Annotated in this window: 14 protein-coding genes; 7 read left to right on the top strand and 7 right to left on the bottom strand. The window is 38.3% G+C overall.

The annotated features are described in order from the left end of the window. The first annotated feature begins 93 nt into the window (after positions 1-93). Positions 94-1,350 carry a sodium:proton antiporter gene (locus tag ASG38_RS09585; RefSeq protein ID WP_056069772.1) on the top strand — a complete coding sequence of 419 codons (1,257 nt, stop codon included), beginning with the start codon at positions 94-96 and terminating at the stop codon, positions 1,348-1,350. A gap of 30 nt (positions 1,351-1,380) precedes the next feature. On the opposite strand, the gene ASG38_RS09580 is transcribed toward ASG38_RS09585, so the two are convergent. The 4 genes from ASG38_RS09580 to ASG38_RS09565 form a co-directional block, all read right to left on the bottom strand. Continuing rightward, positions 1,381-2,793: an FAD-binding oxidoreductase gene (locus ASG38_RS09580; protein ID WP_056069769.1), complete on the bottom strand. Its 1,413-nt coding sequence runs from the start codon at positions 2,791-2,793 to the stop codon at positions 1,381-1,383. A gap of 88 nt (positions 2,794-2,881) precedes the next feature. After that, positions 2,882-3,313: a DoxX family protein gene (locus ASG38_RS09575; protein ID WP_056069766.1), complete on the bottom strand. Its 432-nt coding sequence runs from the start codon at positions 3,311-3,313 to the stop codon at positions 2,882-2,884. 72 nt (positions 3,314-3,385) lie between these two features. After that, positions 3,386-4,600 (bottom strand): MFS transporter, encoded by a 1,215-nt coding sequence (locus ASG38_RS09570; protein ID WP_056069763.1) that lies wholly within the window; start codon positions 4,598-4,600, stop codon positions 3,386-3,388. A gap of 5 nt (positions 4,601-4,605) precedes the next feature. Further along, a complete protein-coding gene (locus ASG38_RS09565) occupies positions 4,606-5,517 on the bottom strand; it encodes an AEC family transporter (RefSeq protein ID WP_056069760.1) in 912 nt (303 codons plus the stop codon). A gap of 183 nt (positions 5,518-5,700) precedes the next feature. On the opposite strand from ASG38_RS09565, the gene ASG38_RS09560 reads away from it, so the two are divergent. The 3 genes from ASG38_RS09560 to meaB all read left to right on the top strand — a co-directional run bounded on the left by ASG38_RS09560 (position 5,701) and on the right by meaB (position 7,994). After that, a complete protein-coding gene (locus ASG38_RS09560; protein ID WP_056069757.1) occupies positions 5,701-6,108 on the top strand; it encodes an Rrf2 family transcriptional regulator in 408 nt (135 codons plus the stop codon). Between the two features lie 56 nt (positions 6,109-6,164). Beyond that, positions 6,165-6,812 (top strand): NAD(P)-dependent oxidoreductase, encoded by a 648-nt coding sequence (locus ASG38_RS09555; RefSeq protein WP_056069754.1) that lies wholly within the window; start codon positions 6,165-6,167, stop codon positions 6,810-6,812. Positions 6,813-6,908: 96 nt separating this feature from the next. After that, positions 6,909-7,994, top strand: a complete 1,086-nt coding sequence (gene meaB / locus ASG38_RS09550; protein WP_162239688.1) for a methylmalonyl Co-A mutase-associated GTPase MeaB — start codon at positions 6,909-6,911, stop codon at positions 7,992-7,994. 134 nt (positions 7,995-8,128) lie between these two features. On the opposite strand, the gene ASG38_RS09545 is transcribed toward meaB, so the two are convergent. Next, entirely contained in the window at positions 8,129-8,356 is a 228-nt protein-coding gene (locus ASG38_RS09545; protein ID WP_056069751.1) for a hypothetical protein, read from the bottom strand. A gap of 61 nt (positions 8,357-8,417) precedes the next feature. Further along, the gene (locus ASG38_RS09540) at positions 8,418-9,809 is read right to left on the bottom strand and encodes an MATE family efflux transporter (protein ID WP_056069747.1); all 1,392 of its coding nucleotides are present in this window, start codon (positions 9,807-9,809) and stop codon (positions 8,418-8,420) included. Between the two features lie 223 nt (positions 9,810-10,032). On the opposite strand from ASG38_RS09540, the gene ASG38_RS09535 reads away from it, so the two are divergent. Continuing rightward, the gene (locus ASG38_RS09535) at positions 10,033-10,578 is read left to right on the top strand and encodes a hypothetical protein (RefSeq protein ID WP_056069745.1); all 546 of its coding nucleotides are present in this window, start codon (positions 10,033-10,035) and stop codon (positions 10,576-10,578) included. 46 nt (positions 10,579-10,624) lie between these two features. Here the strand turns inward: ASG38_RS09535 and ASG38_RS09530 are convergent, their stop codons facing one another. Then, positions 10,625-11,506 carry a PPK2 family polyphosphate kinase gene (locus ASG38_RS09530; RefSeq protein WP_056069743.1) on the bottom strand — a complete coding sequence of 294 codons (882 nt, stop codon included), beginning with the start codon at positions 11,504-11,506 and terminating at the stop codon, positions 10,625-10,627. A 108-nt stretch (positions 11,507-11,614) separates the two neighbouring features. Between ASG38_RS09530 and ASG38_RS09525 the strand changes: the two genes are divergently transcribed. Both ASG38_RS09525 and ASG38_RS09520 read left to right on the top strand, forming a co-directional pair. Continuing rightward, positions 11,615-12,460: a hypothetical protein gene (locus ASG38_RS09525; protein WP_056069739.1), complete on the top strand. Its 846-nt coding sequence runs from the start codon at positions 11,615-11,617 to the stop codon at positions 12,458-12,460. Between the two features lie 276 nt (positions 12,461-12,736). Next, positions 12,737-13,237, top strand: coding sequence for an RNA polymerase sigma factor (locus ASG38_RS09520; protein ID WP_056071381.1), 501 nt, complete (start codon positions 12,737-12,739; stop codon positions 13,235-13,237). The last annotated feature ends 2 nt before the right edge of the window (positions 13,238-13,239 follow it).

Here is a 13,239-nt window from a genome sequence, read left to right as displayed (position 1 = left end):
TTTTTTTTTTTGCCAAAATTTTGTCAAAAAACTGCAATGAGCCCCTGTTTTTGCTCTCGTTTTTTATATTTGTAAAAATGCCAAAATCAACTTATGGAATTATACTACTCCTTTTCAGTCCTAATCGTACTCGCATCATTTTTTGCCTATCTTAACATCCGTTTCCTAAAGCTGCCTGCCACCATCGGAATCATGATCATTGCCATGATAAGTTCCATCATTCTGGTAGTAACCGGTAATATTTTTCCGGAAACATTTACAAACTTTTCAAAACTGTTTTCAGAATTTGATTTTACGGAAGTATTGATGGGTGCCATGCTAAACTTCCTTTTGTTTGCGGGTGCTATTCATGTCAATCTTAAAGATTTGCGTGAACAGCGCGGTCCTGTCATGGTTTTTTCAACGATTAGCGTATTAATATCGGCACTGGCCATCGGACTTATTCTGGACTTTGTTACAGACCTGCTCCATATAGACCTTCCGTTTATTTACTGTTTGCTTTTTGGAGCCCTGATTTCGCCTACAGATCCTATTGCCGTACTCAGCATACTGAAAGATGCCAAAGTTCCAAAATCACTGGAAACAAAAATTGCGGGAGAATCTCTGTTTAATGACGGTGTCGCGGTTGTGGTTTTTGCCGTAATCTTAAAATTGGCACAAGACCCGGCAAGCGATTTCTCATTACCTCACGTTTCATGGCTGCTCATCAGGGAAGCTTTGGGTGGATTTATTCTTGGAACGATTTTGGGTATACAGTCCAGCAAAGCCATGCGAAAAGTAGACGATTATAAAGTGTCCGTATTGATTACCTTATCGGTTGTTATGGGCGGTTATCTGATTGCTCAGGCCATGCATATTTCCGGACCATTGACCATGGTTGCAGCAGGAATCATTATTGGAAATTACGGAAAAAAGACAGCTATGTCTGCCACTACCAAAGACTACCTGAATAAATTTTGGGAATTGATTGATGAGATTCTCAACGCTATTCTTTTCCTTTTTATCGGTTTTGAGTTATTGTTAATCCCAAATATCCTAAGCTTCTGGTCTATTGGATTGATTTGTATCTTCATTGTACTACTCTGTCGACTTATATCAATTTGGATTCCAACGAAAATCATTCCTTTTAAAAAGAAATTTGAATCTTCAACCATAAAAATAATGGTATGGGGCGGACTCCGTGGCGGTGTTTCCATCGCTCTGGCACTATCCATTGCAGAAGGCCCTCATAAAAAAATCATTGTGGCGATTACTTATTTTGTAGTTGTATTTTCTATAATTGTACAAGGCCTTACTATTGGAAAACTGGCTAACCGATTACTGCCGAAAGCAAAATCGGCTAACATATAAAAAAAGGAGCTTCAAATGAAGCTCCTTTTTTTATATAGAATCCGGTAATACTTTGCCAGGGTTTAGGATATTATTCGGGTCAAAACAATTTTTAATGTTCTTCATCAATAACAATTGCGCTGGTGAAAAAGCAATATCCATGTAGTTTTTCTGCACATAGCCAATACCATGTTCGCCAGACAAGGTTCCTTTGAGCGAAACCGTCAGTTCAAAAATCTCACGGATTCCTTTCGGAATTTCAGTCTTCCAGTCTTCATCAGACATATCACCCTTGACTATATTCACATGGAGGTTGCCATCGCCTGCATGTCCATAACAAACCGACTTAAAGCCATATTTATTTCCGATAGATTTTATACCTTCCAAAAGCCTTGGAAGTTCATATCGTGGCACAACCGTATCTTCTTCCTTATAAACCGAATTCGATTTTACGGCTTCTGCCACCGCTCTTCTCAATTTCCATAATGCATTTTTCTGGTCTTCGGAATCTGCAAAAAGAATTTCATCAATGGCAAATTGTTCCAGAACCTCTGTAATTTTTTCGGCTTCAGAAAACAGCACGTCCTGATAATTTCCATCGACTTCAATCAACAAATGCGCCTCAACCTCATCTTTAATGTTCAGACTGACACCATCAATAAAACGCAATGTCCAGTCAATAGCGTCACGCTCCATAAATTCCAGAGCGCTTGGTGTTATTCCGGCCTTAAAAATCTGAGCCACTGCTTCACAAGCCTGGCTGGAATTAAAAAACGGAACAAGCATTAGCACATTATGCGTATTTTTAGGCAACAGCTTCATCACAATTTTGGTAATAACACCTAATGTGCCTTCACTACCGACCATTAATTGCGTCAGATTATAGCCTGTTGAATTTTTTAGCGTATTCGCTCCTGTCCACACAATCTCTCCTGTTGGCAATACCACTTCAAGGTTCAAAACATAATCTTTGGTTACGCCATACTTTACAGCTCTTGCTCCACCGGCATTTTCGGCAACGTTTCCGCCAATAAAACAGCTACCGCGACTGCTCGGGTCGGGCGGATAAAACAATCCTTTTTCCAGAACGGCTTCCTGCAGCGTCTGCGTTACCACGCCCGGCTCAACCATAACCTGAAGATTCTGCTCGTCAATATGAAGGATTTTATTGAAACGTTCCATCGAAAGTCCAATACCCTGATGAATACTCAAAGCACCACCACTCAATCCTGTTTTACCTCCAATTGGAGTTACGGGAATTTTATAGTCATTAGCCAGCTTTAGGATAGCCGAAATTTCTTCGGCAGAAGCAGGTTTCAGCACTACACCCGGAGGAAAGACATAATCTTCGGTTTCGTCACGCCCATAATTATTTCGGGTTTCTTCATCTAAAAAAAGAAAAGACGGGCCAACAATTTGCTGTAGCCTGCTGATTACTTCTTTGGAAAGCAGTTCGGTTTTCATGATAGCAATTTCAAAATCATTAAGAATTCAAAAATACTATTTATTTGATTGCTTTATAATGCCCAAAAAGGTTTTGTCTCAAATAAAATTAAGGTTTTTCGGGTCTGGTTCTTTTATAAATAAAATGATCTACGGAGTACTTTCCGCTTCCTGTTATCAGTAAAAGGACATAAATCAGAAGATACAATCCGCCCAGTTCCTGTTTTTCAAAACCGTGTGATCCGTGGATTACGAAAACCGCAAAATACATCGTGATAATCAGCGGAATCGTTACCAGGCGTGTTGCAAATCCGACCAATAGCAATCCCGAACACAAAACTTCGGCAAATACCGCCAATGATAGCGATGTTGCCGGGCCTACTCCCAAAGGATCTGGAAATTCAAATGGCCCACCTGCATAAAGCGTATCAAATTTTTCCACACCATGCACCAGCATAAAGCTGCTCACCGTAGCCCTCACAACAAAAAGCATGATATTGGAAAGATTCTTGTTTTGGGCCGTGCTAAAAATTTTCATCATAATAGCTGTAATTTATGGGTTTCACGTCCTATAAATTTACAAAAAATTAACAAGATAAAAATGGCAGGCAGCTTACTTTTTCTTCTTGAGGTTTGGAAGGAATAAGGCAATAATTCCAATCAGTGGCAAATAAGCACAAATTTTATATACGGCTTCAATTCCAATATGGTCTGCCGTGTAGCCTAACAATGCCGACCCAAGGCCGCCCATTCCGAAAGCAAAACCATAAAAAAGGCCGGAAACCATGCCCAGTTTTTTAGGCAATAGTTCTTGTGCGTATACCAGAATTGCGGGAAAAGCAGAAGAAATGATGATTCCTATAACCACAGACAAAATACCGGTCCAAAACAAATCGGCATAAGGCAGGAATAACGCAAACGGAGCCGCTCCCAGAACCGAAAACCAGATCACATATTTTCGACCAAACTTATCGCCTAACGGTCCTCCTAACAATGTTCCTAAAGCACAGGAAGCCAAAAACAGGAAAAGGTGGAATTGGGCATCCTGAACAGAGACATTAAATTTTTCAATCAGATAGAACGTAAAATAGCTGGACATGCTGGCCATGTAGAAAAACTTCGAAAAGATTAATACCAGCAAAATGATGACAGTAAGGACAATCCTTTTTTTTGACAAATCCGGCAAAACGACTTCTATTTTTTTCTTAGCCCTTAAAGTAAGATGATTGTCATACCAGCGTGCAATCCTGCCCAGAACTAACAATGCAAGAGTGGCAATTATCACGAAAAACAAAATATAGCGCTGTGAATTTGGCACTACCAGCAACGCCACCAATAAAGGCCCTATAGCCGTACCGGCATTTCCTCCTAATTGAAAAACCGACTGTGCCAGTCCGCGTTTACCTCCTGAAGCCAGAAATGAAATTCGGGAAGCTTCCGGATGGAAAATGGAGGAACCTATCCCTACCAGAATTACCGAAAGTATGATAACATAAAAATTCGAGGCATAAGACAGCAGGATAATTCCTGATAAGGTAAAAAGCATTCCGTAAATCTGCGAATAAGGCTGTGGCTTTTTGTCTGTATAAAACCCTACAAACGGCTGCAGGATTGAAGCTGCCATCTGATAGGCAAAAGTAATCAGTCCTATCTGCGTAAATGACAGCTTATAGCTTTCTTTTAATATGGGATAAACGGATGGAATAACTGCCTGAAGCAAATCATTCAGCATATGTGCAAAAGCTATGGAGAAAAGAATGGAATAGACCGTTTTTTGCGCTACTTCCTTATTATCCTGAGCTTGAAAATTCAAATCTGTTGCTTTCATATTTTTTAAAAAGTAATTAGGACCCAATACCAAAAGGCCAATGTTATAAACGAAAGCGGAATACCAATGCCAATCATCATACTGCTCAGCTTAGGCTTGAGCCCATAATTTGAAGCAATGATTGATGCTGTAATCATGGGTGCCATAGCCGACTCCAATATTGCAACATCTGTTTCGATTCCGTTTCCGTTAAAAATTATTTTATATAAGACATAAAAAAATGCCGGAGTAATCATCAGTTTGAAAAACAATCCCAAAACCAAAAAATTCCAATGCCTGCTTTTTTCCTGTATTTTTATCTGTAAACCTACCGCTACAAGCGCTATTGGTGTTACCGTACTTCCTAATCGCTGAAAAACCAATTGTAGGTTTTCATTAAAATCGGCATCCAAGACATTCATCAGCAAAGCTGCAAAAAAGGCCAGAAAAGGAGGAAAAAGCAAAATTTTTGAAACAATTTCTTTGGGATTTGGAGTACCTCTTGAATAGAGCGATGCTACAATAATCCCTAAAGTTGCCATGACTACGAACGTACCGGGCTGGTCTACAATTATAGCCGTTTCCATTCCTTCTTTGCCATATAAAGCCTCTATTACGGGAAAACCAACAAAAGCCGTATTTCCTAAACCACCCATCAGAATAAGGCAACCCACTAATTTTCTCGACCATTTGAAATAACTTCCCAATACCGAAAAAAACAGAAAAGAAAATAAAAATCCCAGCCAGGCTATTCCCAATGGAAATAAAAGTTTGGAACTTATTTCAATCTTAGGAATATAGAATAATGCCAGAGCCGGCAATGAGATATAAATCACGAACTGGTTCAATACCTGATGCGAATTCGCCGGAAAATTTTTAGCTCTTTGCAGTACAAATCCTACCAGCAGGCACAAAAACAACAAGATAATACTATCCATTTTTATATTCAAATTACGGAGGTTTGAGACCTATCCCGTCTTTTGTTTTTTTTGATTGATGAAAACAGTGCAAATTTACGGCATTACCTACAATTTATCAGTCATCCCGGAATCATAAAAAAAAGCCAAAATATTTGTTAAGAAATAAAATCGTTATAAATTTGTAACATATTTTATTACAGTATGATTTCCGGCAAGTTTGCAATAACGCTTCATATCCTGACCCTTCTGTCTAAGTTTCCTGACGAATATCTTTCCTCAGAATTCCTGGCAGGGAGCATGAACCTGCATCCGGTACTGATTCGAAAAGAAATTGCCAACCTCAAAAAACACAATATTGTAGAAAGCAAAGAAGGAAAAAATGGCGGAACAAAATTATTAAAACCTCCTGCGAAGATTAACCTTGATGACATTTTCAAAATAACTTTTGAAAAAGTGACTTTGGGCTATTCTAAAAATGACCCAAATCCGGATTGTCCGGTTGGAAAAAACATCAATAAAAAATTGGACGAACTATATGAAGACATTAACGATAAAATAATCAAGCAATTAGGTACGATTTCACTGACTGAATTCTCAGATAAGTTCTAGCTATTTTTTTAAACTAAACTGTAACTTTTTTTATTACTTTTAAAACATATACTATTATGAAAATCGCAATTATTGGAGCCACTGGATTTGTAGGCTCAAAAATTACCGCCGAACTGGCCAACCGTCATCATGAAATAACAGCAATTTCAAGAAACGGGAAAAAATCCGACATCCAAAATGTAAAATATGTTGCAGCAGACATATTCAATATTCAGGAATTGGCGCAAATCTTAAAAGGACATGATGCCGTTGTAAGTGCCTATAATTCCGGATGGACCAACCCGAATATCTATGATGATTTTATAGCAGGCTCTAAAGCGATACAGGAAGCTGTAAAGCTTTCTGGTGTAAAAAGATTTATTACTATTGGAGGAGCCGGAAGCCTTTTTGTAGCTCCCGGGTTACAGGCTGTAGATACTCCCGATTTTCCAAAAGAATATCACGCCGGAGCAAGTGCTGCCCGAGATTACCTCAACATTCTTAAAGAAGAAAAAGAGCTGGACTGGGCCTTTTTTAGCCCGGCTTTTGAAATGCACCAGGGAATCACAACCGGAAGAACCGGTAACTACCGTCTTGGTTTGGATAATCCTGTTTTTGATGAAAACCAGAGAAGCATCTTATCTGCTGAAGATTTGGCTGTTGTCATTGCTGACGAAATTGAAAACCCAAAACATCATCAGGTTCGATTCACGGCTGCCTATTAACACTCCGCAATTCAATACCCAAAAACAGTTTCTTTAAGCTTCGTCTTTTTGAAACTGTTTTTGTTTTCATTACTTTTACCTTTCAAAATTGCTATAGTGTCTAAATCCGGTCCACATAAATCTGCGCTAAAAGAAAAAGAAGGAATCAGCCAACCCGAAAGCGTTGGCAAAAATTCAGTTGCCCAAATCATACAATTCCGAAAGAAGCAACCTTCAGCACAAGAATTAATTGACGGGATTTTAAAAGGCGATAAAATTTCGTTGAGCCGTGCTATAACTTTGGTGGAAAGTACACAGCCCAAACATCTTGAAAAAGCCAATGAAATCATCCAGGACTGTCTTCCGCATGCCAATAATTCGGTCAGAATCGGGATTACGGGAGTTCCTGGTGTCGGTAAGAGTACTTTTATTGAAGCCTTTGGCCGTTATCTAACCGCAACCGGTAAAAAAGTGGCCGTATTGGCAGTCGATCCCAGCAGTACCATTTCACACGGAAGTATCTTAGGCGACAAAACCCGTATGGAAGAACTGGTCAAGGACGAAAATGCCTACATCAGGCCTTCGGCTTCCGGAGAAACGCTTGGTGGTGTGGCCAGGAAAACGCGTGAAACCATTATTTTATGCGAAGCCTGCGGATTTGACACCATCATTATTGAAACTGTAGGCGTAGGACAAAGCGAAACTGCCGTTCACAGCATGGTGGATTTCTTCCTGCTTTTGAAAATTGCAGGCGCCGGTGACGAACTTCAGGGAATCAAAAGAGGCATTATGGAAATGGCAGATGCCATAGTCATCAACAAAGCAGATGGTGACAACATCAAAAAAGCCAAAATGGCCAAGACCGAATTTAATAGAGCATTGCATCTGTTTCCGGCAAAAAGCTCAGGTTGGCAGCCTAAAGTCACCACTTGCAGCGCTATTACACATGACGGCATTGCCGAAATCTGGAAAATGATTTCAGAATATCTGACTCTTACAAAAGGTAACGATTATTTTAATGAAAGAAGAAAAGACCAGAATCAGCATTGGCTAATGGAAACAATTAATGAACAACTGAAAACCCATTTCTTTGAGCATCCGGAAATAAAGAGCCTGCTTGAAGAAAATAAAAAAGCGGTGCATGACAATGAAATTTCACCGTTTGCCGCCGCTTCTGTTTTGTTGGAAAAGTATTTTCGTTAGTTTAATTTGGGATTTTAGATTTTTGATTTCAGATTTTTGATTTCGGATGCTATCATAAATATATTTGACTAAACATATTTATTTATCAAACTCACAAAACTATCCACTTTCAACTTTCAACTATCCACTCTCAACTATTCCTCATATCTCCCCACTTCCCTGTCATAAAACTCATTTGCTTCTGTAATCAGGCCTTCCATTACCTGATTTAATTCCCCTTCGTCAAGGTCTTCTGCTTCTTCCAGAAACTCAACTTCATCGTCTTTTAGATTAATAATAAACCTTGGATAGTCCATATGGATAACAAAGATATCATCCGGGAAATCAGTATTGTCGCCTAATAAAAATTTTGGTAGTTCCATATTGTTTGGATTTATGATTTTAGATTTATGATTTTAGATTTATGATTTTAGATTTATGATTTTAGATTGCTGTTTCGACGGCAGCCTCTTTTATCATTTTTTTTGTGAGATAATTAAAGCGAATATACAAAAATACCGCTGCAACAGTCAAACCTGCCAGAAGACCTATCCAGATTCCTGTTGCCTTAAGGTCTGTATGTTTTCCTAAATAGTACGAAACCGGAAACCCTACTACCCAATAGGCGGCAAATGTAATATACATTGGTACTTTTACATCCTGCAGTCCTCTTAATGCTCCTAATACTACTACCTGTATTCCGTCTGAAATCTGGAACACGGCAGCCACCAGTAATAGTTTGGCAGCAATAGCTATTACTTCTTCATTGTCAATAAGCAAGGCGCTGTTTTCCATATTGAGGAACAAATGCGGTAAGAATTGATGGAAAAGTACAAATCCTATTGCAAATACGACCTCAATGATAATTGCCAGAAGAAAAATCGAACGGGCAACTACCAGCAGTTTTTTATAGTCTTTCAATCCTTTCTGGTTGCTCACACGAATCATGGCGGTTACGCTCAATCCCATCGCAAACATAAAAGTTGCCGAAGCCAAACTTAAAGCAATCTGGTTGGCGGCCTGGCTGATTTTACCCAAAGACCCCGAAAGCCAGATAGCAGCTGTGAAAAGTGCTACCTCAAAAAACATCTGCATAGCCGAAGGCAATCCAAGACCGATGATTTTTTTAAGCATGGATTTTTTAAGTTCCTGAAAACTGAAATTTTGGAAATAGGCTGTCAGCTTTTCATTTTTAGATAAAATGATGTGCATAAACACCACCATCATAATTCTGGAAATAACTGTTCCCAGTGCCGCACCAATAATGCCCATACGCGGAAAAAACCATATTCCATATATGAGCAGGTAGTTCAACACCACGTGCACAACATTAGCCATAATAATGGCATACATCGAATATTTTGTCATTGAAAGCCCGTCTGCAAATTGTTTGTATCCCTGGTAAATAACCATCGGGATTAAAGAAAAAGCGACCCAATCAATATACGGCTTTGCCAAAGCAATAACCTCATCTGGTTGCCCCATATAATACATTAGCGGCTTTGCCAATACGATAACGCCAAACAATGTGAGTCCTAAGATGCCACACAAAAATAAACCGTGGTGAAAAGCCGACCTTATCTTTATATTATCCTTTTCTGCATCAGCCTGCGCAATGATAGGCGTAATAGCTGTCGAGAAACCAATACCTAAGGAAATTGCAATAAAAATAAAGCTGTTTCCAAGTGAAACGGCAGCTAATTCGGCAGCACCCAATTTGCCTACCATTATATTATCGACTATTCCTATTAGTGTATGGCCAAGCATACCCAAAATAATAGGGTAAGCTAATTTCAGGTTATATGAAAATTCTTTGGTGTATTGTTGTAAGTTCACGATTGTGTAGAAAATTGTGTGGCAAAGATAGCACCATATCCTACAATTCCACACTTTTAAAAATATTTAATTTTTTTAGGAAAAATTTCACAAATATTACAATTCACTTGCAATCAAAGCCTTATCCGGATATTAACCTTTTAACAATACTTTAAAAATTAACATTTGGAGGAGTGGCGTTATTATTGTTAAATTTATAGTAATAACTTTTAAAACCTGATCTATGAAAATTTTGAAATCAATTACCGGCTTATTTTTACTTTGCTCTACGGTTCTAACGACAGCTACTATGTCGGCCCAGGAAACCACTTCTGCAATTGGCGCTACTGAAAATTATGACCAAGGGTTTCGTTTAGGGTTTGGAATTAACGGAGGTTTTATTTTTGATGACCCTTATGATTTTTCATTAGGAGCCGATGCCAGAATTCAGTATGACCTGAATCAAAGGTATTCGATTACGTTTACTACCGGATTTACCAATTTGTTTATAGGAGATGATATTCCTGATTTGGGTTTCATTCCTGCCAAAGCCGGTTTTAAAGCTTTTGTTTGGGAAAATCGTTTTTATGTGCTTGGCGAACTTGGAGCCGCCATTCCTGTAACTAATGATTATGATAAGACCAGCTTATTACTATCACCTGGAATTGGTTATGCCAATAAATACTTTGATGCCAGCATTCGTTATGAATACTATAATGATTTTCCAAGAGAAAATGGCGAAGGAGTCGGCCAATTGGCATTACGTCTGGCCTACGGATTTAGACTTTAATTTTTTTATATAAAAAAAGCCTTGAATTATCAAGGCTTTTTTATTTTTAGTGTTCATTGGTCAGTTCGTTTTTATAAAACGACATATTGTCTTTGACCTTGTCTTCCAATTCAGGATATTTTATGTCTTTGTGCTGTGACAAAACGTCCCATATTACTTTTGCCAAAAGCAAACGACAGGCATCCTTATCGTCTGCCGGTATTACATACCAAGGTGCTTTTTCTTTAGATGTTTCATTAATGGCTTCTTCATAATAGCGTTGATAATCATCCCAGAAACCTCTTTCTTTTAAATCGTCGGGCGAAAATTTCCAGTTGTGCTTTTCTTTTTCAAGTCGCCTTAAAAGACGCTGTCTTTGTTCTTCCTTGCTCAAATGCAGGAAAAACTTCAAAACAATCGTTCCATTTTCAGCTATATGATTCTCGAAATGGGCGATTTGCTTCATTCGCTTTTTCCAAAAATCTTTCGGAATATCTTCAACAGCTTCAATTCCAGGCAGATTTTCGTTTAGGATATATTCCGGATGGACCCGCGTGACCAGAACATTTTCATAATGTGTCCTGTTAAACACAGCAAACTTTCCTTTTTCAGGCAAAGCAATATAATGCCTCCATAAATAGTCGTGTTCCAGTTCGGCAGAAGTAGGCGTTTTAAAACTATGCACCACTACTCCCCTTGCATTAAATTCCCTAAAAACTTCCCGAATCAGGCTGTCCTTGCCGGAAGTGTCCATTCCCTGAAGACAAACCAGAACACTGTAACGGTTATGGGCGTACATTTTATCCTGCAAATCACTTAAGGCTTCACGCGTCTCATCAAGAGCATCCTTTATTTTGTCTTTTGTAGCTTTGAGGTCTATAAACGTAGGCAGCTGGGACAGTTTTATTGGGCCGGTAATTTTGAAATCGTCTGTATTTATCGTTCTCATAGGATATTATTTTACATAAATGTATATATTTATCCTAAGAATCCGCGTTCTAACTGTAAATTTATTTCCAAACCACATTTTCAATACTTCTTCAAAGAAAAACAGACCATGCAAAAATTTAAGCTTGAATTATTATTTCAGATTATCGGAATAGGTTCCGCCTCAGGATTAGTTTTTAGAGACAATTCGCTTTTCATAATTTCCGATAACAGCAGTGTGCTCTATGAATACAATATGGATAGTAAAAGTCTGGAATCGCACAAAATCATAGAAATGCCAACGGGCACACCTGCTGAAAATATCCCTAAAGCCCAAAAGCCCGATTTTGAATCTATTGCCGGCTTTGGAGAAGATTGCTATATTTTTGGTTCCGGTTCTACCGAAAACCGAAACAGGATGATACATTTTGATGTAGACAAAAAGGAAAAAATTAAAGAAACCGATTTGACAGACCTCTATCTGGTGATGCAAAGTTTTGGAAATACAAAACCGGAAGATTTTAATATTGAAGGTGCTGTTTACAATGGTGAAAACTGGTTTCTTTTTAACAGAGGCAACGGTGCTTCCGGTAAAAACGGAATTTTTACTATTGGCGGAAATAACCTGACAGATGATTTTTCAGTTTTATATAATTCTTATAAACTGCCCAAAATAAAGGGTATACAAAGTTCTTTTACAGATGCCGTCCGCGTTGATGGAAAAATTTACTTTTTAGCGACTGTCGAAAATACCAAGTCAACTTATGACGATGGTGCCGTTCTGGGAACATTTATTGGCAGACTGGACATTGAAAAAATGAAAATAGATTTTACCCAAAAGATAACCGACACCCACAAATTTGAAGGACTGACGGTTTACAAAGAAAACGATAAGACCATTGAATTTTTGCTTTGTGAGGATAAAGACAATGAAGACTTGAAGTCGGATATATATAAGCTTACTTTGGATAAGTGACATTAGGTTTTAGATTTTAGATTTCAGATTTTAGATTTTAGGTAGGCATAAATCATAAACCTTATATCATAAATCTTATATCATAAATCTTACATCATAAATCTTATATCATAAATCTTATATCATAAATCTTACATCATAAATCTTACATCATAAATCTTACATCATAAATCAAAAATTTTCCCACCTCATTCCAACCTTTTTATCTTTTTCTCTCTCTATACAGGAAAGACATTTATTGTGATAGACGAAAAACTAATTACAGCCTGCAGAAAAATGCAACGGGACGCACAGCGTCAGGTGTATGAGCTTTTGGCTCCTAAGCTGTACCGGACTTGCAAGCGGTACCTGAAAAAAGAGGAAGAAATAGAAGAAGCGTTGGCCGATGCTTTTTACACTATTTTCACGAAAATCGATCAATTGAAGGAAGTCCGGGCTTTTGAAGCCTGGGCCAGAAAAATTGCGGTCAATCAATGCTTACTGTCGCTTAAGAAAAACATCAACTTCAACATGTATCTTGACGACGTGAAAATCATTTCACAGCCGATTACAAATCACATGACCGATCTGGAGGAAGAAGATCTGCTTAACCTATTGAATTTTATTCCCGAAGGATGCCGAACCATTTTCAACCTTTTTGCCATTGAGGGCTATTCTCACAAAGAGATTGCCAAAACGCTTGATATTTCAGAAGGAACGTCTAAATCACAACTGAATGTCGCGAAGACCAAACTAAAAGAACTGGTCAATAACCTTTATTATCAAAAAGCAAAATAGTG

The sequence above is a fragment of the Flavobacterium sp. Leaf359 genome (genome assembly GCF_001423985.1).
GTDB lineage: Bacteria > Bacteroidota > Bacteroidia > Flavobacteriales > Flavobacteriaceae > Flavobacterium > Flavobacterium lindanitolerans.
This window is presented reverse-complemented; position numbering and strand designations above follow the sequence as displayed.